Origin of the sequence: Streptomyces sp. NPDC060205, assembly GCF_042728395.1 — a bacterium.
Classification (GTDB): Bacteria; Actinomycetota; Actinomycetes; order Streptomycetales; family Streptomycetaceae; genus Streptomyces.
Genome location: NZ_JBHWZP010000107.1, coordinates 1 through 20995, shown reverse-complemented (window position 1 = coordinate 20995; position 20995 = coordinate 1). Strand labels below are relative to the sequence as shown.

General features: G+C 68.7%; 18 protein-coding genes and 1 pseudogene. 11 read left to right on the top strand and 8 right to left on the bottom strand.

Going from position 1 to position 20995, the window contains the following annotated elements; genetic code table 11:
- Positions 1-20 precede the first annotated feature (20 nt).
- Positions 21-926: an NAD(P)-dependent alcohol dehydrogenase gene (locus ACFWGJ_RS20245; RefSeq protein WP_387326265.1), complete on the bottom strand. Its 906-nt coding sequence runs from the start codon at positions 924-926 to the stop codon at positions 21-23.
- Between the two features lie 302 nt (positions 927-1228).
- On the opposite strand from ACFWGJ_RS20245, the gene ACFWGJ_RS20240 reads away from it, so the two are divergent.
- Positions 1229-1831, top strand: coding sequence for a TetR/AcrR family transcriptional regulator (locus tag ACFWGJ_RS20240; protein WP_387326262.1), 603 nt, complete (start codon positions 1229-1231; stop codon positions 1829-1831).
- A 280-nt stretch (positions 1832-2111) separates the two neighbouring features.
- Positions 2112-3110, top strand: a complete 999-nt coding sequence (locus ACFWGJ_RS20235) for an STM4015 family protein (RefSeq protein WP_387326259.1) — start codon at positions 2112-2114, stop codon at positions 3108-3110.
- A gap of 393 nt (positions 3111-3503) precedes the next feature.
- Here ACFWGJ_RS20235 and ACFWGJ_RS20230 read toward each other — a convergent pair whose 3' ends face one another.
- The 4 genes from ACFWGJ_RS20230 to ACFWGJ_RS20215 all read right to left on the bottom strand — a co-directional run bounded on the left by ACFWGJ_RS20230 (position 3504) and on the right by ACFWGJ_RS20215 (position 6888).
- On the bottom strand, positions 3504-3782 hold the full coding sequence (locus ACFWGJ_RS20230; RefSeq protein WP_387326256.1) for a hypothetical protein: 279 nt from the start codon (positions 3780-3782) through the stop codon (positions 3504-3506).
- A 300-nt stretch (positions 3783-4082) separates the two neighbouring features.
- On the bottom strand, positions 4083-5006 hold the full coding sequence (locus ACFWGJ_RS20225) for a cupin domain-containing protein (protein WP_387326253.1): 924 nt from the start codon (positions 5004-5006) through the stop codon (positions 4083-4085).
- Positions 5007-5063: 57 nt separating this feature from the next.
- Positions 5064-5972: a zinc-binding dehydrogenase gene (locus ACFWGJ_RS20220; protein WP_387326250.1), complete on the bottom strand. Its 909-nt coding sequence runs from the start codon at positions 5970-5972 to the stop codon at positions 5064-5066.
- Between the two features lie 235 nt (positions 5973-6207).
- Entirely contained in the window at positions 6208-6888 is a 681-nt protein-coding gene (locus ACFWGJ_RS20215) for an NAD(P)H oxidoreductase (protein WP_387326247.1), read from the bottom strand.
- 110 nt (positions 6889-6998) lie between these two features.
- Between ACFWGJ_RS20215 and ACFWGJ_RS20210 the strand changes: the two genes are divergently transcribed.
- Positions 6999-7928, top strand: coding sequence for an AraC family transcriptional regulator (locus tag ACFWGJ_RS20210; RefSeq protein WP_387326244.1), 930 nt, complete (start codon positions 6999-7001; stop codon positions 7926-7928).
- A gap of 1272 nt (positions 7929-9200) precedes the next feature.
- A complete protein-coding gene (locus ACFWGJ_RS20205) occupies positions 9201-11327 on the top strand; it encodes an MMPL family transporter (protein WP_387326242.1) in 2127 nt (708 codons plus the stop codon).
- Positions 11328-11531: 204 nt separating this feature from the next.
- On the opposite strand, the gene ACFWGJ_RS20200 is transcribed toward ACFWGJ_RS20205, so the two are convergent.
- Together ACFWGJ_RS20200 and ACFWGJ_RS20195 are read right to left on the bottom strand one after the other, a co-directional pair.
- Entirely contained in the window at positions 11532-12995 is a 1464-nt protein-coding gene (locus ACFWGJ_RS20200) for an ATP-binding protein (RefSeq protein WP_387326239.1), read from the bottom strand.
- Entirely contained in the window at positions 12992-13675 is a 684-nt protein-coding gene (locus ACFWGJ_RS20195; RefSeq protein WP_387326237.1) for a response regulator transcription factor, read from the bottom strand. Before ACFWGJ_RS20195 ends, ACFWGJ_RS20200 begins: the two co-directional genes overlap by 4 nt.
- A 512-nt stretch (positions 13676-14187) precedes the next feature.
- Here ACFWGJ_RS20195 and ACFWGJ_RS20190 point away from each other — a divergent pair.
- Positions 14188-15318 carry an amidohydrolase family protein gene (locus tag ACFWGJ_RS20190; protein WP_387326234.1) on the top strand — a complete coding sequence of 377 codons (1131 nt, stop codon included), beginning with the start codon at positions 14188-14190 and terminating at the stop codon, positions 15316-15318.
- Between the two features lie 177 nt (positions 15319-15495).
- Here ACFWGJ_RS20190 and ACFWGJ_RS20185 read toward each other — a convergent pair whose 3' ends face one another.
- Positions 15496-16392, bottom strand: a complete 897-nt coding sequence (locus ACFWGJ_RS20185) for a helix-turn-helix transcriptional regulator (protein WP_387326232.1) — start codon at positions 16390-16392, stop codon at positions 15496-15498.
- A 120-nt stretch (positions 16393-16512) separates the two neighbouring features.
- On the opposite strand from ACFWGJ_RS20185, the gene ACFWGJ_RS20180 reads away from it, so the two are divergent.
- The 6 genes and pseudogenes from ACFWGJ_RS20180 (at position 16513) to ACFWGJ_RS20155 (ending at position 20641) form a co-directional block, all read left to right on the top strand.
- Positions 16513-17133, top strand: coding sequence for a DsbA family protein (locus ACFWGJ_RS20180; protein ID WP_387326229.1), 621 nt, complete (start codon positions 16513-16515; stop codon positions 17131-17133).
- A gap of 78 nt (positions 17134-17211) precedes the next feature.
- Complete coding sequence (locus ACFWGJ_RS20175; protein WP_387326226.1) at positions 17212-17973, top strand: nuclear transport factor 2 family protein; 762 nt, start codon at positions 17212-17214, stop codon at positions 17971-17973.
- A 90-nt stretch (positions 17974-18063) separates the two neighbouring features.
- Positions 18064-18330: pseudogene (locus ACFWGJ_RS20170) on the top strand (hypothetical protein); the annotation flags it as partial.
- Positions 18331-18450: 120 nt separating this feature from the next.
- Positions 18451-19386: a protein-ADP-ribose hydrolase gene (locus ACFWGJ_RS20165; protein ID WP_387326223.1), complete on the top strand. Its 936-nt coding sequence runs from the start codon at positions 18451-18453 to the stop codon at positions 19384-19386.
- Positions 19383-20264 carry an NAD-dependent protein deacetylase of SIR2 family gene (locus ACFWGJ_RS20160; protein WP_387326220.1) on the top strand — a complete coding sequence of 294 codons (882 nt, stop codon included), beginning with the start codon at positions 19383-19385 and terminating at the stop codon, positions 20262-20264. Before ACFWGJ_RS20165 ends, ACFWGJ_RS20160 begins: the two co-directional genes overlap by 4 nt.
- Positions 20261-20641, top strand: a complete 381-nt coding sequence (locus ACFWGJ_RS20155; protein ID WP_387326217.1) for a nuclear transport factor 2 family protein — start codon at positions 20261-20263, stop codon at positions 20639-20641. The genes ACFWGJ_RS20160 and ACFWGJ_RS20155 overlap by 4 nt, the downstream gene beginning before the upstream one ends.
- The last annotated feature ends 354 nt before the right edge of the window (positions 20642-20995 follow it).

Here is a 20995-nt window from a genome sequence, read left to right as displayed (position 1 = left end):
GATCTGCACGCCTCACGAGGTCATCGCAGGAGCGTCAGCTTTCCAGTGGTTCGCCCCGCGCGGCTCTCATCGATCGCTGCGTTCACGCCCTCCAGGGTCAGTGGGAAGGATTGGGAGATGTGCGCGTGGATTCGGCCCTCTTCCACCAGTTTGTTGACGCGCTGCAGAAGGACGCCGGAAGCCTTGAGGAAGACAGGGATGTACTTCGTTCCCTGGGGCCCTGCGCCGCGCAGTCTTCGAGCGGTGATCGTTGACGCGAGTCGCACCGCGGAGGCGGGTGTGACCACGCCGTCCTCATCGCGAGCGATCGTCACGAATCGCCCTCCCGGACGCAGGACTCGCTGCGCATGAATCCACTGCTCGCGCCCGCCGACGCAGTCGATCACCACATCGAACGAGTCCGCGCCGAAGCTGGATGACAGGTCTGTCTCATTCCTGTCGATGACCTCGTCCGCGCCCAACAACCGCACGAACTCTTGGTTACGTGCACTGGAGACACCGACTACGAAGGCCCCGGCCGTGCATGCCATTTGGACCGCGAAGTGACCGACCCCTCCAGACGCTCCGATCACCGCGACGCGAGTTCCGGCCGTGACGCGACCGTTGTCCAGGCAGATCAGCGCTGTCTGGCCCGCGAGCGGGAGCGCGGCCGACTCGGCGAAGTCCAGCCCCGTCGGTGCGTGGGCGAGGAGCCGCGAGGGCACATTGACGTACTCCGAGGCCCCACCTCCGTCGGTCTCGTTGTCGGCATGCACCCGGTCACCTACGCGGAATGAGGTGACTTGGTCCCCGACTGCGGTGACGACACCGGCAAGGTCGAACAGTGGCTTGAAGGGGAAGCGACGGCGGGCGATGAGACGCCGGTTCCCCTCGATCATCTGCCAGTCAATGGGGTTGACTGCCGCCGCCCGGACATGAACCTGCACCTCCCGGGGCCCTGGAGCGTCGACGGGAACCGTCTGTGACAGTACGAGCACGTCACGAGCCGCTCCGTAGCGGCCCTGCACGATTGCCTGCTGGGTGCGTGGCACTGCATGAGAAGTCATCCAGGAGCCTTTCGGAAGGGCGCCGGCCTAGGGGCGTCGCGAGGGGAAGCCGGGCGGTGCGCGCATCACGCAGGACTGAGTCCATGCCGCAGCCCACCCGCACGAGAATTAGACTAATGGAGCACTACTATACTCACAGTTCAGTAGTGGCCTGGTGGACTACGGGAAGCTATCCTCAGCGGATGGGAAAGTTGTCAGGTGGACGCGAAGATCCGCGCGTCGCCCGCACACGGCGCGACGTCATAAGAGCCAGTGCCGCGTCACTGCTGGAAGATGGCTGGGAGGCGACGACGCACGCCGAAGTCGCCCGAAGGGCCGGATATTCGAAGGCGACCATCTACGCGCACTGGCCGACGCCAGGCGATCTCATGCGGGATGCCATCGCCCATATCTGTGATGACGCCACCCATCCGCCGGCCAAAGGAAATCTCCGCGAAGACCTCCATGACTCGCTGAGTGCGCTTGCGCTGACACTGTCCGAGGGCCAGTACGACCGGTTGATGGCAAGCGTCATCGAACGCGCCGGCCACGACGAGGGCGCCCGAAGCCTGCGAGACCGCCTCTACGAGACCGCCACGACCGGAATCCGTAGCACCCTGATCAGGCATCTCCAGCCCGGCGATGTCGAGCCCTGCCTGGCCATGCTGGTTGGCGCGGTCCTCGTCCGAGCGACCTACGAGGGCGAAGCAGTGACCCCCGATTTCATCTGCGACATCATCGAGCGCGTCCTCGACCGCACCACGCAAAGAAATGGCGTCAGACCTGACGGTCAGCCTCACCCGTAGTGGTCCTGAAGGTGTGGGTCCCCCCTGAGTGGATCCCCCTGCGGCCGATGGCTCGATCGATCGCGACTTCCAGTTGCCCGTCGGCGCAGTCGGCCGCCTCCGGTGTCCTGCTCGCGTGCCTGTGCGCGCGGCTCGAAGCCGACACCGTAGAGCCCCAGGGGGTGACCGGCGCCCTGGGAAGGTGTGCCTCGGCGTTGTCACTTGCGGCTGGTACAACTGCCTTTCGGAGCAAGGGCGCTGGACGCGCCGGATACCTCGTACGGCGGGAGCAGTCAGGCACATGCGAACCAAGGACGACCACCTCACCGAGCTCTACGGGCTTCCCGCCTTCACGTTCCCCGAGGAGCGGGACGCGGCCGGCGTCGTACTCCCCGAGGCCGACGCCGTGGCCTGGCGGATCGGATACGAGCGATGGACCAGCGGCGAGGGGTGGAAGGACACCTTCGAGCGGCTGTGCGCGGCCGTGGACAGCGCGCGCATCCGCGCGCTGATCATCGGCATCTGGGGAGACCCGGAGGACACCGAACCCGACGAGGTCATGGAGGCGTTCCTGGGCGCGCGGGACCGGCTGACCGGGCTGCGAGCCCTCTATTTCGGCGACATCACCGACGAGGAGTGCCGGATCTCCCGGATCGGCCAGACCGACGTCACGCCGCTGCTCGCGAGCTATCCGGCCCTGGAGGAGTTCTCGGTCCGGGCCGGCGAGTCCTACGACATGGAAGGGCTGCACCCGCTCAGGTTCCCCCGCATACGCCACGATGCGCTGCGCCGGCTCGTCGTCGAGAGCGCGGGGCTGCGCGGCCATGTCCTGCGCGGGGTGGGCGAGAGTGAACTGCCCGCGCTGGAGCATCTCGAACTGTGGCTGGGGGCGCGCGATGACGGGGGCGACGGCGAGATCGCCGACCTCGCGGGGATCCTGTCCGGACACCGGCTGCCGCGGCTGCGTAGCCTCGCCCTGCGTAACAGCGAGATGCAGGACGAGGTCGCGGCGGCCGTGGGGGCCGCGCCCGTCATCGCCGGCCTCGACGTGCTCGACCTGTCGCTCGGCACACTGACCGACACCGGCGCCGAAGCGCTGCTCAGCGGGCAGCCCCTGACCCATCTCAGGAAGCTCGACCTGCACCACAACTACCTGAGCGAGCCGATGAAACAGCGTGTCCGGGACGCGCTCGAACCGGCCGGCGTCGAAGTCGACCTCGACCCGTCCGACGCCGAGGCGGAAAAGGACGAGAACGGAGTGCCGGTGCCCAGCATCAGCGTGGGCCCGCTGACTTACTGACCATCCTCCCGGGCGAGCTACTGTCCCGGATCCGTCCGGCGCCACCCTGGCGTTCCGGCCAATCCGGGTACGCCCGCCGGACGCCGGCCGGCCCGGCAGCCCCAGGATGCCACCGGCGCTCCACAGCCACCCGGAAGAAGTCCACGAAACACTTCCCCGCATGCCTCGACTCCGCTGCCGGGCACCTGCCGAAAACCCCGGCAAGCTCAGCCGACCTGCGTATCCGCCAGCGCAGCCAAGTCGGCGGTGTCCCCAGCGGGCGGGGTTCTGACAGTGCTGTCAGTGCCGCCGTGATCGCTGCGAGCGCTAAATCCCTTTCTACGTTGGGCCTTTACCCGTAACCGTCCCCCGCGACGTGACGCCGGGCCGGATCCGAGGCGCAGATCAGCACCTTCAGCCGTCTGCCCACGCCGAGATATCGGCGGCCCCCCGACGGACAGCTTCTTCCGGGTCCCGGGCGAGTTTCCCGCAGACCGCTGCAACGTCCGGCACACCGCCCGGCCCTGCGAGGGCGTCATGCACCCCGCTCTGCAGCCAGTCGGCCTGATTGTCGTCAGCCTCGGCAACCGCGAGAGCGACAAGCCTCATCGCGGCCACCGTCCCCACCCTGGTCAAAGCCTCTGCCGTCTGACGGATCACCGCCGTGTCCTCGGCATCCAGCAGCAGCACCATCAACGCTCCCGCAGCCTCTGGAACCTCAGCGAAGGGAACAAGACCACGCCCGGCGCGAACACGCCGGGTCCACGAAGGAGAAGACGCCTCAGCCAATGCTGCCTCCAACTCGCTCACCATCTCCGGCACGGTGGCCCCCCTTCCCTGGGACTTGCTTACCGGAGTGGGGACGGACGGACAACGTGCCCCTCCTCGGCTGGACCGGCCCGCAGCATTGCCTGAGCCCGCCTGCTGATCAGGCTGCCGCACTGGGAAAACCCCAAGTTTCCCGGCGGAGTCAAGTGCAGGTGTCGCCGGTGATCACCTGCTGCGAAGCCGAGAACGGTACTGCCCCGGGGCCAGGCCTCGGGCACGTCGGAAGGCACGACTGAAAGCCTGTGGAGAGCTGTATCCGACCGCACCCGATATCGACTCGACCGGCTCGTCGGTGTCGCGGAGCCGCACTGAGGCCAGGTCCATGCGCCACTGCTCCACGTACGCGCCCGGTGTCTGTCCGAGGGCGGACCGAAAATGTCGGGACAGCGTCGCGCGGGAAACCCTCGTCGCTGCGGCCAGCGTCTCCGTGGTCCAGGCGTGTTCCGGTCGGGTGTGGACGCATTCCAGCGCGTCACGCACGACCGGATCACGCATCGCGCCCAGCCATGAGCTACCGTCCTGCTCCTCCGGGTGACGGGCCAGCCAGACCAGTACGAACTGGACGAGCAGGAGATCGACGATGCTGTTGACGGCGGCGGTCGCACCGATCTGCGGCCGTGCGAACTCTGCCGTGAGAAGTTCGACGGTCGTTCTGAGCTGCGCGTTCTCCCACGCTGCGATGTGCATCGGCCGGTCGTGGGCGGCCAGCATGGTCGTGCTCACCTCCGGGTCCTGCTCGTAGTGCAAAGTGATCACTTCTGTCTGCCTCGGTGCCGAACCCAGTTGGAGGGCGCTTCCCTCGGCAATGGCCTCAAGCGCCGCCCCCTCGTCGCAGGGCCCCATCGTCACGCTGGGGCCGCCGGCTATTCCGTGTGCGGTGCCCGGCGCCACAAGGACGGCGTCTCCGGCCTGCGCCTCCAGAGGTTTCTCCCCTGTGACGTGAAGCCACATCGTGCCGCGGGACACCACATGCAGTGCTGCTCCCGGATAGGAGTCCAGCCACTGGCCCCAGGTGCCTCCGGCCTGGAGCACGACGCCGAGTGCCCCACGCGCACCCGACACACGCAAGACCTCCGCCAATACGTCCATGGGTCCATTCTCGTCGACCGCCGGGAGGCGACGGCGCACGTGTTCTCGTTCGAGGTTTCAGACCACATCAAGAACGATCTTTCCGTGAACGGTCCGGGCGAACAGCGCCCTCACAGCGTCGTCCACGTCCTTCCATTCGCCTTGCATTCCGACCGGCACCACAAGTCTTCCGGCGGCTACGAGTGTCAGCAGGTCCGTCAGCTCCCCGCTGGTCGGCGTCATATCTCCGTAGGTGGCGATGCTGCGGGATTCGCCGAAGCCGAACAGGGCCCCTGCCGGGAAGGTGGTGTCCTGCCCCGAGGCCATTCCCACCAGATGGATGGTGCCGCCCTCAGCGAGGGAGCTCCACGCCTGGGCTACCAGCGGCCCACCGACCGTGTCCAGTACAACGTCAAACCGCTCCTCGGTCCCGGCCAGGTCGGTCAGGATCTCGTCGGCCCCGAGTTCGCGGATTCCGAGGGCCCTGCCCGGCGCACCGACAAGAGCCGTCACCCGGGCGCCCGCCAGCACCGCCAGTTGGACGGCGAAGTGGCCCACGCCCCCGCTGGCGCCGGTGACCAGCACATTGCGGGCCAACAGGGAACGCTTGCGCAGCACCCGGAGTGCGGTGACCCCGGCCACCCCCAGCGCGGCGGCGTCGGCCAGATCCACGCCTTCGGGGACGGTGCCGAGCCAGGCAGAGCCGACCGCTACCCGCTCCGCCCACGCGTAGGGAGCCATTCCCAGTGCGACGCGCGCACCTTCAGGCGGCCCCGAGCCGTCGGATGCGGCACGCACGACGACACCGGCCGCGTCATGGCCGTGCACTGCGCCGGCCGGCCACTGGTGCGCGTACCTCAGCTCACCGAAATTGAGTCCAATATGCCGTATCTCCACGAGCGCCTCGCCGGTGGACGGCACGGGCTCATCGATATCGGCGAACCGGACGGGGCCGGCATCACTGTGATCAACTACGAGGGCGCGCATGGGTGTACGTCCTTCTCTCGTCGAGGCGCTTGAACGTTGGGCGCGGCAGCGAATCGAGTGCGCTCATGTCGTGCCGACGCCTGCTTGGAACCCTGACGCACGCCGAGGACAACGAACAGTCCCGCCAGGATCAATCACTTGACGATCTGAGTCAGTGCAGCCACTGGATGCGGTGTGCAGTACAACCAGGATCCCGCCGACGGCCGCAGTGTCGGCCCACGGGATGCGGCGGCCGTCAGGCCGCGACGAGTTCGTCCGCGAGGAACGCCTCCACGAACTTCCGTGCCCGACGATCGAAATCGGTGTACTGCGCCTCCCGCTCGGCGCCGGCCACCGCTTCGCCGACCAGCAGAACGCCGTCGGCGTCGATGCGCTGTGGTCGCTCCTCCGCGTCCGGGAGCAGGCCAACGGTGGAGCGGGAGAAGCCGCAGTAGTAGGCGATGCCGTCACTCAGGTTGGTTTCGAGGACGGACTGCATCGACTCGGCGATGGGGTCGTCGGCGGTGGCGCCGGCCAGAGCCAGCCACAGCATGCGCCTGCCCGCCAGGCGGGGCTTGCTGCGGCCGTAGGCGAACCCGTAGTTCCATACGCGGTCGATCCAGCCCTTGAGGATGGCGGGCACGCTCTGCCAGTACACCGGGAAGACGGCGACGACGACATCGGCGGCGAGGATCCGCCGCATGTGGGCATGAGTCTCGTCCGCGTACGGCTTGTCCCGGTTGCCCCAGTCCGGCTGGTCCTCCGCGTTCATCCGCGGGTCGAACCCCTCGGCGTGCAGGTCGAGCAGGTCGATGCGGTATCCGGCGGCCTCGATCTGGGCAGCCGCGCGGCGGGCGGTGTGCGCGGTGAGGGAATCGCTGCGGTGGTGCGCGACGACCACGAGCGCTGTCCTGGTGTCACTGCTGTGCTGCGGCACGGTGTCTCCCGAAGGCTCGATCTGTGCAGTGCGTCCAGTACAACCGCGGCACCGTAGATGATCCATGGGAGAAACCCTCCCAGACATAGGAGATCGTCTACGATCGTGCTGTGGATCCTCTGAGTTCACTGCTGAGCGGCATTCGGGCCGAGGGATCGGTCGTCAGCCATGCCGTCCTGACGGCGCCCTGGAGTATCACCTTCGCCGACGCCGCTCCGCTCACCATGGTCAGCGTCCTGCGCGGTGGCGGCACGCTGCTGCTGTCCGACGGTACCGAGCGGGCGATCGGTCCGGGCGACACCGCCCTCGTCCGGGGCCCCGCACGGTTCCGCTTCGCGGACGAGCCTGCCACTGTCCACCGCACCCACACCGCGTACGAGATCAACTGCTTCGCCCCCGACGCCGCATGCACTGGCCAGGAACTCGACGGCATCCACTGGGGCACCGGCCCGGAGGGAGCGACCGCGCTGATCGTGGGCGCCTACCGCGCCTCGGGGCACCGCCACGAACGGCTCCTGCGCGCCCTGCCTCCCGTCCTGGTCGTCGCCGAGGACGCCGAGGTCTGCGCCTGGCTGGAGAACTCCGCCGCCGACGCCGCGCAACTCTCCGCAGGTTCGCAGGCCCTGATGGACCGGCTCCTCGACTGGGCCCTGGTCTGCACGCTGCGCACCTGGTTCGACCGGGCGGGGACCGATGCGCCCGGCTGGTACCGCGGCCTCGCCGACCCAGTCCTGGCCCCCGCCCTGCACGCCTTCCACGGGCGGCCTGCCGACAGCTGGACGGTCGCGTCGCTGGCCGCGCAAGCCGGCGTCTCCCGGGCGCTGTTCGCGCGGCGCTTCACCGAGCTGATGGGCCGTCCGCCCCTCACCTACCTCACCGAGTGCCGCATGGACGATGCCGTGGCGCTCCTGGCCGACACCGACCTCAGCATCGCCCAGATCGCCAGGACCGTCGGCTACGCCGACGCCTTCGGCTTCAGCGCCGCCTTCAAACGCCACAAGGGCCTCAGCCCCAGCGCGTTCCGCACCGCGGCGGCGTGACTCACAGCACGCGCCCGTAGAGAGGCGTCTCCACGCTCCCCCCGACCGCACCACGACACCGAGACGTCGCGCTGGAGGAACGCGGGGCGCTGACGGCGTACGTCGCGGATCGGCTGCGTGCCGGAGGCGATGGCCGAGATGTGCTTGTGCATCGACGAGCCGGGGACGGGTCGGATGGGGTGAACCGGGAGATGGCGGTGCGCCTGTTGCCCGGTACGACGCGGGATGCACCCGGTCGCCGGTCGAGCAAGCACTCAAGCGCCAGCTATACGGCCGCCGAGCCGGACTTGAACTCCTCCGCAATATGATCCTGCTCCAGTGACACTGCGCGAGCAGCGGCCGCTCTGGGCTTCGCAGGCGGATTGCTCTGCCCCTCTCGGCGTCGCGAGGGCATCACCAGGCGGGCAAGGTGGAGGTCGAGAGAATCTGTGCCTCCAGGCAGTGCGCCTTTGGGGTCCCACCAGCGGAAAGCTGAGACCTCCTCGTTGTCCCGGAAGGGTTCAGGGCGTGCGACGTTGCCGATGAACAGCGCTCCATACTCCAGCCGTTGCTCAGACTGCAGCATGAACTTCGCGTAGCCGGCGATGACGCCCCACTGCCCCTGTCGCTGGTAGCACTGTGGCACCAGTGGCTACGGCGCCCGGGCCGACGGCCCGCTGTGGGCAGCCACCGGATCACCCGGGCTGTCACCTGCTCCGGTCAACAGGGCGTGGGCGAAGGGGTACTCACCGGCCATCACACCAGCCCCGGCGTCGGCCCGGTCGATCTGGCGCAGCGGCTGGCCTGAGGCTGCAGGCGGCTGCTCTGTGTGGCCTGGGCACGGTCGTGGGTATCGGTCCGGCCTGGAGCGTTGCGGCCATGGCGTCCTCGCGTACGGGTGGTTGGGCGGCGTCCTTCACGTGCTGACGTCCGACACCGCGGATCTCCTTGGCCGCTTCCAAGCGCCGAGTTGTACGGGGTCCGGCGGGCGTACGCCACGGCGCTCCCTTCGCGCGGAGGTCAGCGACGCCGCAGCCGTGTGGACCGGACAGGCCATCACCGTGACCGCCCCCACGGACCAGGTGGACGTCGACGCGCTGCTCATCCGGCCCGACGGCAGTGTCGCCCGGCCTTGCCCGCCGGGCAGGACCTTGACGCCACCACTCCGGTGCGTGCGCTGGGTACTTGGTTCGGCCGATCCGCCTGAGCACCGTATTAACAGTCGTCTCAGGTTCGCTCAGTAGGAATTGGCCATCCAGACAAGCGATGCAACTCGTATGCAGGAGGCTAGTGATGGCAGTCAACGCAACGCCGCCCGGGCAAGCGCCGCTCGGTCGGTTGGCAGGCCGGTGGGTGCCGTGGTTGGTGATCGGCCTGTGGCTGGTGCTGGCGGCGGCCATGGTGCCGCTGAGCGGAAAGCTGAGCTCGGTCACCACCGACAGTGCCGTGGACACCCTGCCGGCCGGTGCCGAGTCCACCAAGGTGGCGGTGCTGGACGACAGTCTCCCCGGCGGTGACAACAGCACGTTCGTCTTCGTGTACCACCGCGCCGGCGGCTTGACCGACGCCGACCGTGCGACGGTCGAGCGCCACTACAACACCCTTGCCAAGCAGTACCCGCCCAAGGCGAGGACGGCGGCCGACGAGGACGACGAGGGCTCACCGGTCAGTCCCTCCACCGACCGCCAGGCGATGCTGTTCACCCTCGACGTGAGCCTGGCCTACGGCCCACCGGAGGACCTCGTCGGCCCGTTGCGTGACGCCGCGAAGGACCGCCCCTCCGGTCTGGAACTCGACGTGACCGGCCCGGGCGCGATCGACGGCATCGACGTGCAGGTCCTCCTCACCACCATCGTCGTCGTCACGCTCCTGCTCATCCTCACCTACCGCAGCCCGGTGTTGTGGATCATCCCGCTGGTGGCCGTCGGCGCGGCCGCACTGACCTCGATGGGCACCGTCTACCTGCTCGTCAAGGGCTTCGGCATCGTGGTCAACGACCAGAACAACGCGCTGCTGACGATCCTGGTATTCGGCGTCGGCACGGACTACGCGCTGTTGCTCATCGCTCGATACCGGGAGGCACTGCACCACCATGAGAACGTCCGGGTCGCGATGGTCCACGCGCTCCGCGGCGCGGCACCGGCCATCGTCGCGTCCGCGGCCACCGTGGTCGCCGGCCTGCTCTGCCTGCTCGTCGCGGACCTGAACAGCACCAGCGGGTTGGGCCCGATCGGTGCGGCCGGCATCGTGTGCGCGCTGGTGGCCATGCTGACGCTGTTCCCGGCGGTGCTCGTGGTGCTCGGCAGGCGGATCTTCTGGCCGGCCGTACCGCGGTTCGACACGGCCATGGAGGAGAAGCCGGGGCTGTGGGGACGGCTCGGCACCGCCATCAGCCGCCGCCGGTGGCTGGCGGCGCTCGGCTCACTCGGAGTCCTCGGCGTGCTCGCCCTCGGGCTGACGGGCAACACCGGCGCCCTGCGGGAGCAGGACCAGTTCCTGTCCGCGCCGGAATCGGTCACCGGCTTCACCGTGCTGCGCCAGCACTTCCCGGAGCTCGGCGGCCAGCCGATGACGGTCTTCACGCGACCGGCGCACCAGGAGCGGGTGCTCGACGTCGTCAAGGACACCCGCGGGGTGGCTCTGGCCATCCCGGAGCAGACCAGCGGTGGCTGGGCCAACATCTCCGTGTTCCCGAAGGACGCGCCGGACACGGTCGCGGAGTACGACACGATCAAGCGGGTGCGCACCGCCGTGCACGCGGTGAGCGGGGCGGAGGCAATCGTCGGCGGGCCGAGTGCGGAGAACCTCGACACCGAGGTGACCACCAAGCACGACGAGAAACTGGTGATCCCGCTGGTGCTCGCCGTCGTCCTGATCGTCCTCGGGCTGCTGCTGCGCGCGGTCCTGGCCCCGCTGGTCCTGATGGCCACCGTGATCGTCTCGTTCGCCGCGGCCTTCGGCGGCAGCGTGTTCGTCTTCGACACGATCCTCGGGTTCAAGGGAATCGACTACTCGGTGCCGCTGCTGGCATTCCTGTTCCTGGTGGCACTCGGCGTCGACTACAACATCTTCCTGGCCAGCCGGGCCCGGGAGGAGACCGTGCGTCTCGGCACCAGAGAGGGCATGCTCAAAGCCCTCTCCGCCACCGGTGGTGTCATCACCTCGGCAGGCCTGGTCCTGGCGGCCACGTTCGCGGTCCTCGCCACGCTTCCGCTGGTGATGCTGGTCGAGGTCGGGTTCCTGGTCGCCTTCGGCGTGCTGCTCGACGCCTTGCTGGTGCGGTCGGTCCTGGTGCCCGCCCTCACCTTGCTGATCGGCCGCCGGATGTGGTGGCCGAGCCGGCTGTCTCGTCCGGCGGCCGAGGTGCCGGACGCGCAACAGCCGCTCGCCGACGACCAGGAGCCCGCGCTGCAACGGTGAGCGCGGCGGTACGGACGAGATCCGGGACGGGCCCCAGGCCCGTCCCGGTTTTCTCATGGGCCCGACGGTCGCCGCCCTTCGGTCCTGCGCCGTGCGGCCGGGGCTGGGGTCGGCGCACCGTGTCCCGCCCCGACGACGGTGAGCCGGGCGGGCCATGCCTGAGGGCCGCCGCCCCTTTGTCCCGCGCCGCGCCGCCGGAGCGAGTCAGCGCACCGCGGTGTCCTCCCCGGTGTCCTCCCCCGCGGTGAGCCGCGCGATCGGGGCGGGCGGGGCCGCGGCCGGAAGGTGGACCCGGAGCAGCGCGCCACCGCGTGCGGAGCGGGCGACGGCGGCCCGGCCGCCGTGGGCGTCGACGACCCGCTGCACGATCGACAGCCCCAGACCGGATCCCGGCAACGCCCGGGCGCTGTCGGCACGGTAGAACCGGTCGAACACCCGCGCTACGTCGACGGCGTCGATGCCCGGCCCGGCGTCGTCGACCTCAAGCACCGCCGACGCGCCCTCGGCACGGAGCCGGACCTGCACCGGCTGGTCCGCGGGGGACCACTTGCCGGCGTTGTCGATGAGGTTGAGGACCGCCCGCTCAAGCGCGGCGGGACGCCCGCTCACCCACACAGAGGTCACGTCGAGCGCCACCTCCAGGTCGGGCACGCGGGAACCCGCCCGGGTCGCGGCGGCCACCACCACGTCGGCCAGGTCGAGCACCTCGGTGCTCTCGTCGCTGACGTCACCGCGTGCCAGGTCGGTCAGCTCGGCGACAAGGGTGCTCAACTCGGCCACCTGGGCGCCGAGATCGTTGAGCAGCCGGGTCCGGCTCTCCGCCGGCAGCGCGCTGTCCAGGGTGCCGCGCCGATCGAGCCGGATCAGCAGCTCGGCGTTGAGGCGCAGGCTGGTGAGCGGCGTCTTGAGCTCGTGGGCGGCGTCCTCGGCGAGCAGCCGCTGGGCCCGCCGGGAGTCCCGGAGCGCGGCGAGCATGTCGTTGATCGACTGGATCAGCCGCCGGATCTCCCCACCACCCTCATCAGGGATGTCGGCGTCGAGATCCCGGGTGTGCGCGACCCGTACCGCGGCGGCGGTCAGCCGGTCGATCGGTGCCAGCCCGGTCCGCGCCACGGTCCGCCCGACCAGGGCGCCGCCGACCACGCAGAGCAGCCCGATCAGCAGCATGCCGAACCCGAACTGGTTGATGGGGCTGTCGTCGACGACGCGGGCCACCTGGACCGCGCCGTCGCCCGCCCGCAGCGTGTAGATGACGTAGCCGTCCTCATCGCTGTCGTTCGACTCCATCAGGTCGGCCGACGCGCCCTGTGCCACGCGCCCGGCGTCCTCACTGACCGGGGGCAGCGCGGGTTGGCCGGCCGGCGTGCGGATCGAGCCGTCGCGCAGGATGACCCGCACCAGCCGACCTGATCCGGGATACGGCGGTAGTTCGACCTGCGCCAGACCGGCGCGCTCCGCGGTCGCCGCCAGGACACGGGAGTCGGCGCGCAGTTGGCTCTCGGCGGTGTCTTTCAACTCCCAGTCCAGTAGCTCGCTGGCCACCTGGAAGGCCACGAACACACTGACGGCGATGGCCGTCGCCGCGATCACCGTCAGCCTGGCCCGCAGGGACCGCCGACGCCACCATCGGGTCAGCCGGCGCGGTTCCCGGCCGGCGTGCCTGCTCACGGAGGAGTCTCCCGCAACGTGTATCCCAGGCCGCGCAGCGTAAAGAGCAAACGCGGCTCACCCTCCGCCTCCATCTTGCGGCGCAGGTAACTCACGTACACCTGGAGGTTGTTGGCGGTGGAACTCATGCCGAAGCCCCAGATCGCCCCGAACAGCGCGTCGCGGGTCACGACCCGGGTCGCATTGCTCACGAGGACCTCCAGCAGGGAGAACTCGGTCCGGGTCAGGCGCAGTGGCCGCGCGCCCCGCCATGCCTCGAACCGGTCGGGATCGAGCCGGACGTCGGCGAACGACAGGATCTGCGACTCCTCGTCGGCCGGCGCGCGCCGGCGCAGCAAGGCCCGCACCCGGGCCAGCAACTCCTCGGTGGCGAACGGCTTGGGCAGGTAGTCGTCGGCGCCCGCGTCCAGCCCCGCGACCCGGTCGGAGACCTGGTCACGGGCGGTCAGCATCAGCACCGGCAGATCCCGGCCCGCGGCCCGCAACCGCCGGCAGGTCTCCAACCCGCCGAGGCGGGGCATCATCACGTCGAGGAGCAGCAGATCCGGCGCGTCGCCACCGACCCCGTCGAGCACGGCGAAACCGTTGGCCACGGTGCTGGTGTCGTAACCCTCGACCTGGAGCACCCGCTCCAGCGACTCACGGATGGCCGCCTCGTCATCCGCGATCATGATCCGCACGCCGGCCCGCCCCCCTCCAGTCGATGCCTTTTCCGCTCATTGTCCCCGATCAACCTGAGGCCAGTATTAGAGCGTCGCGGGTGCGGTGCCCGCGGGCCGCGCTCTTGAGCATGCCAAAGATCGTGCGTTACGAGGTGAGGCGGACGAGGCGCTGGTAGCGGCTAAGGGCGGCGGCAAGTCCCCCAACGTGCCGGGGAGTTGCAGGCCTGGCGCTCCTAGCGGGAACTGAGTCCGCGCGGGCCGGGTGGACGTCGACGCCTTGCTGATCCGGCCCGTTGGCTGTGTCGCCTTGCCCATGCCCGTGCCCGCCGGGCAGGACCTCGACGCCACCACGCCGCCGCGTGCACTGCGCACCTGGTTCGGCCAAGCGGCGCCTGAACGGCCGCATTAACGTTCGTCTCAGGTTCGCTCGGTAGGAAGTAGGAATCCGGATAAGCGAGGTAACCCGTCGTGTCTTTCAGACGGATGCCGCACGGATACCGCATCCCACAAACGCCCGAGGAGAAACGGACATGACGTCCAACGCAAACCCTGTGAAGCGCCTCACGACAGGACGCCGCGGCTTTCTGGCCGGCACGGCAGCACTAGGCATCGGCGCAGGCTTGTCCACGCATGCCATCGCCTCCCACGTGACAGGGGACGACGAGACTACGGATTTTTCACACCGAGACCGGGACCTGCCCTTCATCGGCACGGAAGAAACCTTTTCCACCCGTGAGTTGATGGTACTGAACGACAGGCTGTTCCTTGAGGACACCGGTCTTGCCGAGCTCGGCCCGCGCCGCATCGGTGCGATGGATAAGGCGGGGCTCAACGTTCAAATCCTCTCCGCACACACGCCAGGCGTGCAGAACGTCAAGGGTCAGAAGGGCATCGATTTTGCGTATCGACTCAACAGGCTGCTCGTCGATGGACCGATGGCCACCTATCCGGGGCGGTTCAAGGCGTTTGCAACCTTGCCTCTGCAGAACCCGGAGGCCTCGGCAGACGAACTGGAACGCACAGTTAGGGAAGATGGCTTCCTGGGATGCCTGACCAATGGAATCATCGGAAAGAAATTCCTCGACCACCCTGACTTCGAGCCCCTGTTGGCGCGTGCCGAAGCCCTTGATGTGCCGATATACATCCACCCGGGCCTGCCGCCGGACGAGGTTTTCGAGATCTACTACAGCAATATGCGGCCGGAATATCAGAAAGAGTTCCAGGACCAGGTTCTCAGCATCTCTGCATATGGATGGCACCAGGAAGTCGTCACTCAGTGCCTCCGAATGATCACCTCAGGAGTATTCGACAGGCATCCCAAGCTGCAGATCATCATCGGCCACATGGGAGAGGGCCTTCCGTTCTTCTACGAACGCGTCGTGGAGAAGATGAGCGAAGTGACCAAGAAGAGCCTGGACAAGCCGTTCGAGCAGTATTTTCAGGACAACTTCTGGTTCACCACCAGCGCATTCCCCCAGACCGAACTGCTCAATCTCCTACTGAGGCACATAAGTGTGGATCGAGTGATGTTCGCAACCGACTACCCGTTCGCAGATATGAAAACTCAAACCGATTGGTTCCGGGGAGTCGCTTTGCCGCGCGAAGCCAAGGAAAAAATTGCGTTCCGAAATGCGGAAAAATTGTTCGGAATCAAAGTCTGACACGTCCCGACAGGCAGAACGATGCCCATGCAGTGACGCGTCGGCGTCGGCGGAAGTGAAGAGTGCTTTGGCTGTCAGGCGAGAGTGCAGCCAAAGCATGCGATCAGCTCAGGCCCCGGGGTTGATGACGTAGATCGACCTGCCGTTTCGGGGCCCGAGGTGCCGCCGATCATCGCCTCAACTCGGGGTGTGCCCGCGGACCGTTGCGCGGAAGGCGATCGGCGTCTGGCCGGTGCGGTGGTGGAAGTACTTGCTGAAGTGGGTGGCGCTGGAGAAGCCGAGGCGATCGGCGATTCGGGCGGCACTCTGATCGCTGTGGGCCAGGAGACGCTTGGCTTCGAGGGCGACGCGGCGGTCGATGAACTCCTTGGCGCCCAGGCCGATTGAGGCGAGGGTGGCGCGCGCGAGGGTGCGGGCCGAGTAGCCGAGCGCGTCGGCGTAGTCCTCCACCTGGCGGGTACGGGCGAAGTCCTTTTCCACCGCATCACGGAAACGCAGATAGATGGTGTCGGGCTCGGGGGCGGGGCTGCCGACCGGCGCGGTGAGGTGGGCCAGCCGCAGGACGAGGACAGCCAGCAGGTGGCGCAGGGCCGCGGTGTGAATCTCCAGAGGCAGGCGTCCGAGGGCGTAGAACTCGGCGGCGAGATGCTCGGCCGCCAGGTGAAGAGCCCTGGCGTCCTCGGGCAGGGGCCGGCGCAGGATCGGCGCGTGCGGATCCTCCACGTGGGCGCCGGTGGTGGTGGCCGGATCGAGGAAGTCCTGTCGGAACAGGATCAGGCTGCCCTCGGCGTGGGTGAGGTCACCCCACTGCTGCACCTGGCCGGGGCGGACCCACAGCCAGGAGCCGGGTTCGAGGGCGTAGGCGGTGAAGTCCACCGTGTGACAGAGCGTTCCGCCGGTGAGGGTGATCAGGTGGTGGAAGTCCGGACGCTGAGGGGCCGTGAGCCGCTCGACCGGTAAGCGGTGGCGCAGGTCGGCGAGGGACAGCACTTCGACGCCGCCCGGGGTGCCGACGGGCGCCGCGAAGGAGATCTCCTTGATCCTGCGGTCGGCATCATGTCGGTTTTTGACCATCACCAGTCGCCTGCGTATCCGATTCGGGCTGTTCAGCGACTCTAGCGTGGAGCTGTCAGCTCATCCGGCATACATCGATGTCGGAAAGAAGTAAGAACGCGGCAGGAGAGGAGGCGTGTGATGCTTTCGGCGGAGCGGGCCTGCCTGACGTACGCGTTCGACGCGTACTGTGCCTGGTGCTACGGCTTCGGCCCAACTGTGCGGGCCCTCGCCGAGGACAACGCTCACCGCACCAGGCTCAGCGCAGGCGTAGTGTCGGCCAGCCTCTACACCGGCGCCCGGGCGCTGCCGGTGGCGGCCTATCCGCACCTGCCCGCCGAACGCGGCACCATCACCCGGCTGACCGAGGCCGATTTCGGCACGCGCTACGACCGTGCCGTGTCGCGGGGAACAACCGTGCTCGACTCCACCCACGCGGCGGCAGGACTGGCCGCGCTGCGCGAGCAGCCCGGATCAGCGAACTGGACGCGGCCGAAGCCATGCATGGGGGCCTGGTTCGTCGACAGCGGCAGCCTGTCCGACGTACAGGTCCATCCGGGCATAACCGTCGAGCTCGGCCTGGACGCGGACGCCGTGAGCGCGGCATACACGTCCCCGTCCGGCCGGGTGCGGGCCCGCGCCGACTTCCGCACACTGCGTCGCCTGCGCGTCACCTGCGCATCCTCTGCTATCCGACGCTGCTGGACACCGCGCACGGTGCCGACCACATGGGTGGCGCAGCCTCCACCGCCGCCTCCCTGACCTCCGTACTCGACCAGCGGCTGACCACGACCATCCCCAAGTCCCCATCCATGAAATGCCCTTGCTAGGAGAACCGTCATGAGCGACGCCAAGAACACCGTCCTGACCGCGGCCGGCGAACTGTTCGGCCAGAAGGACCCGAGCGCGGTGGACCGCTGGGTCGCCGCCGACTACACCCAGCACAGCACCCTGGCCGCCGATGGCCCCGAGGCCCTGCGCCAGTTGGTCGCAGGCCTGCCGGAAGGCTTCCGCTACGAAGGTGCCCGAGTGATCGCCGACGGCGACCTGGTCGCCCTGCACGGCACGTATCACGGCTTCGGGCCCGACCCGCTCGTCGCCTTCGACATCTTCCGCGTCGACGCCGACGGCAAGCTCGCCGAGCACTGGGACGCACTGACCCCGATGGTCACCGACACCGCCTCCGGGCGCTCGCAGACCGATGGCCCCACCGAGGTCACCGCGCCCGAACAGACCGAGGCCAACCGAGCCCTGGTCGCCGAGTTCGCGCAGAAGGTCCTGGTCGGCGCCAACTACTCGGTGCTCACCGACTACATCTCCACCGAGACGTACAACCAGCACAACCCGGAGGCCGCCGACGGCCTCGACGGCTTCGGCGCCGCCGCCGCGAAGTGGGCCGAGCAGGGCAAGAACCTCGTCTACAAGACCGTCCACAAGGTCATCGCCGAGGGCGAGTTCGTTCTACTCCAGTCCGAGGGCGAGTTCGGCGTCCCCGTCGCGTACTACGACCTCTTCCGCGTCCACGGCGGCAAGATCGCCGAGCACTGGGACGTCATCTCCCCCATCCCGGCCGAGCTGCCCCACGACAACGATCTGTTCTGAAAGCCGCGCACCGCCGACAGAAACAAAACGCGATGAGTAAGCCCACCTGCGCCGGGAGGATCTTCATCTTCCACGTCGACACCGGGGGTCGTCTTCTTCAGGACCTACGCGGCCGACGGCATCACCCTCCACTACAAGACCCTTGAAGGCCCGGCCCAAGGCGCCGAGGGGACTGTCACCCTCCACACCACCGAGGTGGCCCCCGGCCCGTTCGTGCTCGACCGGGCCGAGAGGTCCGGCACGACGGCCACCCACCTCATGAGCCTCAACGCCCGGACCGTCCACGCCTTGTGGGCCTACGAGACGGACGACGGCCGCGTCGCCGAACCGCACACCGGATCCCTCGAACCCGCCTGAGGGGCCCTCACCTGCCGCCCTGCCCCCATCATCGGCCCATGGTGAGGGCATGGCGGCGTGCCGTTCGCCAGATATGCCTCACCTTCGACCCGTCACGTACCCACTGTCCGAAGGGCCACCGTGTACCCGACCCCGCTGCCGCTCCCCGCCTACCGCGCCGCCATCGCCTTGGACGAGCCGTTCCGGCCCGACGCCGGCCACGACACAGACGACCTGGCCGCCGACCTGGTCCGCGAGGCACTCGGCCTGTTGGGCGACGACCCGACGGCAGCGAGGGCCGGGCTGCGTCCCGGCGCAGCGGACCGGATCGACGACGCCGCCGCCCGGCGGCTCCTGCGTGCCGTGCTGACGGTCCGGCAACCGGCCCCGCTGCCAGCTCGGGCCGCCCGCGTCCTGGACGCGCTGTTGACCGGCGAACGCCTGGCGCGCGACACCACCGACGCGGCCTCGCTGCCCACCGTCCGCGCCACGCTCCCTCATGCCGCGTACCGGGCCGCCGACCGTACGGTGCTGTGGCAGGGCGACCTCACCACCCTCGGCGTGGACGCCGTCGTGAACGCCGCCAACAGTGCCCTGCTCGGATGCTTCCGGCCGATGCACCCGTGCGTCGACAACGCCTTCCACGCCGCGGCCGGCCCCCGCCTGCGCGACGACTGCCACGCGATCATGTCCCTGCAGGGCCATCCGGAGCCGACCGGCACCGCCAAGATCACCCGCGGCTACCACCTGTCCGCCCGCTACGTCCTGCACACGGTCGGCCCGATCGTCGACGGTCCCGTGCTCCCGCACCACCAACAGGCGCTGGCGGCCTCCTACCGTGCCTGCCTCGACCTAGCCGCCGAGATGGGCGGCATACGAGGTGTGGCGTTCTGCGGCATCAGCACCGGCGTCTTCGGCTATCCCAAGACGCCCGCCGCCCGCATCGCCCTGGAGACCGTGGCCGAATGGCTCGACCTGCACCCCGAGCGGCTCGACCGCGTGATCTTCAACGTGTACGCGGACGACGATCTCGCCGCCTACGTCCACGCACTCACCGAAGGAACCCAGCCCCGATGACCCCGCCCGCCTTCGACTTGGAATCCGCCGCCGAAACGATACGCACCTGGCTCGGCGAGGCCGACCGCGTCCTGATCACCGCCGGAGCCGGACTCAGCGCAGCCGCCGGATACGACTACGGCGACGAAGACCGCTTCCGGGAACTCTTCCCCGCCCTGCACCGCCTCGGCCTGCGCTCCCGCTACCTCGTCGGTGTCCCTCTGCCGCCCGAACTGTGGTGGGGCTACTGGGCCGTCCACATCGATGACATCCGCTTCTCCCCGGAACCCAACCCCCTCTATCAGCAGCTGAGGTCCCTCGTCGGCGACAAGGACCACTGGGTGATGACGTCCAACGTGGACGCCCTCTTCGCCCGGGGCGGCTTCCACCCCGACCGGATCTTCACCCCGCAGGGCGACTACGGCCGCTACCAGTGCACGACCCCCTGCACCCCGACCACCTTCGACAGCCGCCCCCTCGTCGCACAGCTCCTCGCCGCGTACGACCCTGCCACCGGCGCCGTCACCGGGCCCCTGCCCAGCTGCCCCAACTGCGGCGGCGAGGTCGAGATCAACGTTCGCATCGGCCCCGGGTTCGTCGACGACCCCTATCTCCCCTCGGGCCGCCGACTCCAGGACTGGCTGGTGACCGGGGCGGACGCCCGCCTGCTCATTCTTGAGTTCGGCGCCGGATTCAACACCCCTGGTGTCATCCGATGGCCGGGCGAGAATCTCACCCGCCAGATCCCCCACGCACGCCTCGTACGCGTCAACCCCACCCACCCCGAAACACCCGCCGACCTCACCGGCCGGACCCTGTCCGTCCCGGCCGAGGCCGACCGGCTGCTTGACCAACTCACCGTGCCGCACCCGGCACCCGACCCTATGGCGGCATCATGAGCGACCCGGAGAAGAACAAGACCACGGCTCAGGCCTTCTACGACCTGATGTTCAACCAGTGCCGCCCCGGCGAGGCCATCAACCAGTACGCGGGAGACATCTACATCCAGCACAACCCCCATGTCGGCGACGGAAAGCAGGCGTTCATCGACTACTTCGAGCGCATGGCCGCCGAATACCCCGGCAAGCGGGTCGAGGTGAAGCGCGCCTTCGCCGAAGGCGACCACGTGATCCTGCACTGCCACCAGACCTGGCCCGACGAGGAGTACGCCGGCATCGACATCTTCCGCTTCGATGCAGACGGCAAGATCGTCGAACACTGGGACGTCCTCCAGGTGATCCCACCCACCTCAAAGAACACCAACACCATGTTCTGACCCGCGCCCCGCCCACGCCGCACTGCAACACGCACACGCAACCACCAACGCCCCCGCACGGGGCAGAACGCTGGCGGCACGATCGGCCCGCACTTCCGGCTGCACCCGCTTGCCGCCGCCAGCCCCTCGGGTCCGGTGCGGCGAGGGCCAAGTCGTGCAGCCGGGTGCACCGAGGGTGGCCCCGGGAAACGCTCCGGGGCGATCCCCGGGATCACCGGGTCACCACCGGCCGCAGAAAAGCCTGCTCTGCTGGCGGACGACGTCGGCATCGCAAAGAAGAGCTCGGGGCGAGCGGATCGGTCCGCTCGCCCCGAGTTCGGTCGCCGCTCCCTGCTAGGCGGCCGGAGTGACGCC

Coding starts and splice junctions, on each gene's coding strand:
- ACFWGJ_RS20240 (WP_387326262.1), top strand. CDS start 1,229: ATGGGAAAGTTGTCAGGTGGACGCGAAGATCCGCGCGTCGCCCGCACA.
- ACFWGJ_RS20235 (WP_387326259.1), top strand. CDS start 2,112: ATGCGAACCAAGGACGACCACCTCACCGAGCTCTACGGGCTTCCCGCC.
- ACFWGJ_RS20230 (WP_387326256.1), bottom strand. CDS start 3,782: ATGGTGCTGCTGCTGGATGCCGAGGACACGGCGGTGATCCGTCAGACG.
- ACFWGJ_RS20225 (WP_387326253.1), bottom strand. CDS start 5,006: ATGGACGTATTGGCGGAGGTCTTGCGTGTGTCGGGTGCGCGTGGGGCA.
- ACFWGJ_RS20220 (WP_387326250.1), bottom strand. CDS start 5,972: ATGCGCGCCCTCGTAGTTGATCACAGTGATGCCGGCCCCGTCCGGTTC.
- ACFWGJ_RS20205 (WP_387326242.1), top strand. CDS start 9,201: ATGGCAGTCAACGCAACGCCGCCCGGGCAAGCGCCGCTCGGTCGGTTG.
- ACFWGJ_RS20190 (WP_387326234.1), top strand. CDS start 14,188: ATGACGTCCAACGCAAACCCTGTGAAGCGCCTCACGACAGGACGCCGC.
- ACFWGJ_RS20185 (WP_387326232.1), bottom strand. CDS start 16,392: ATGGTCAAAAACCGACATGATGCCGACCGCAGGATCAAGGAGATCTCC.
- ACFWGJ_RS20180 (WP_387326229.1), top strand. CDS start 16,513: ATGCTTTCGGCGGAGCGGGCCTGCCTGACGTACGCGTTCGACGCGTAC.
- ACFWGJ_RS20175 (WP_387326226.1), top strand. CDS start 17,212: ATGAGCGACGCCAAGAACACCGTCCTGACCGCGGCCGGCGAACTGTTC.
- ACFWGJ_RS20160 (WP_387326220.1), top strand. CDS start 19,383: ATGACCCCGCCCGCCTTCGACTTGGAATCCGCCGCCGAAACGATACGC.
- ACFWGJ_RS20155 (WP_387326217.1), top strand. CDS start 20,261: ATGAGCGACCCGGAGAAGAACAAGACCACGGCTCAGGCCTTCTACGAC.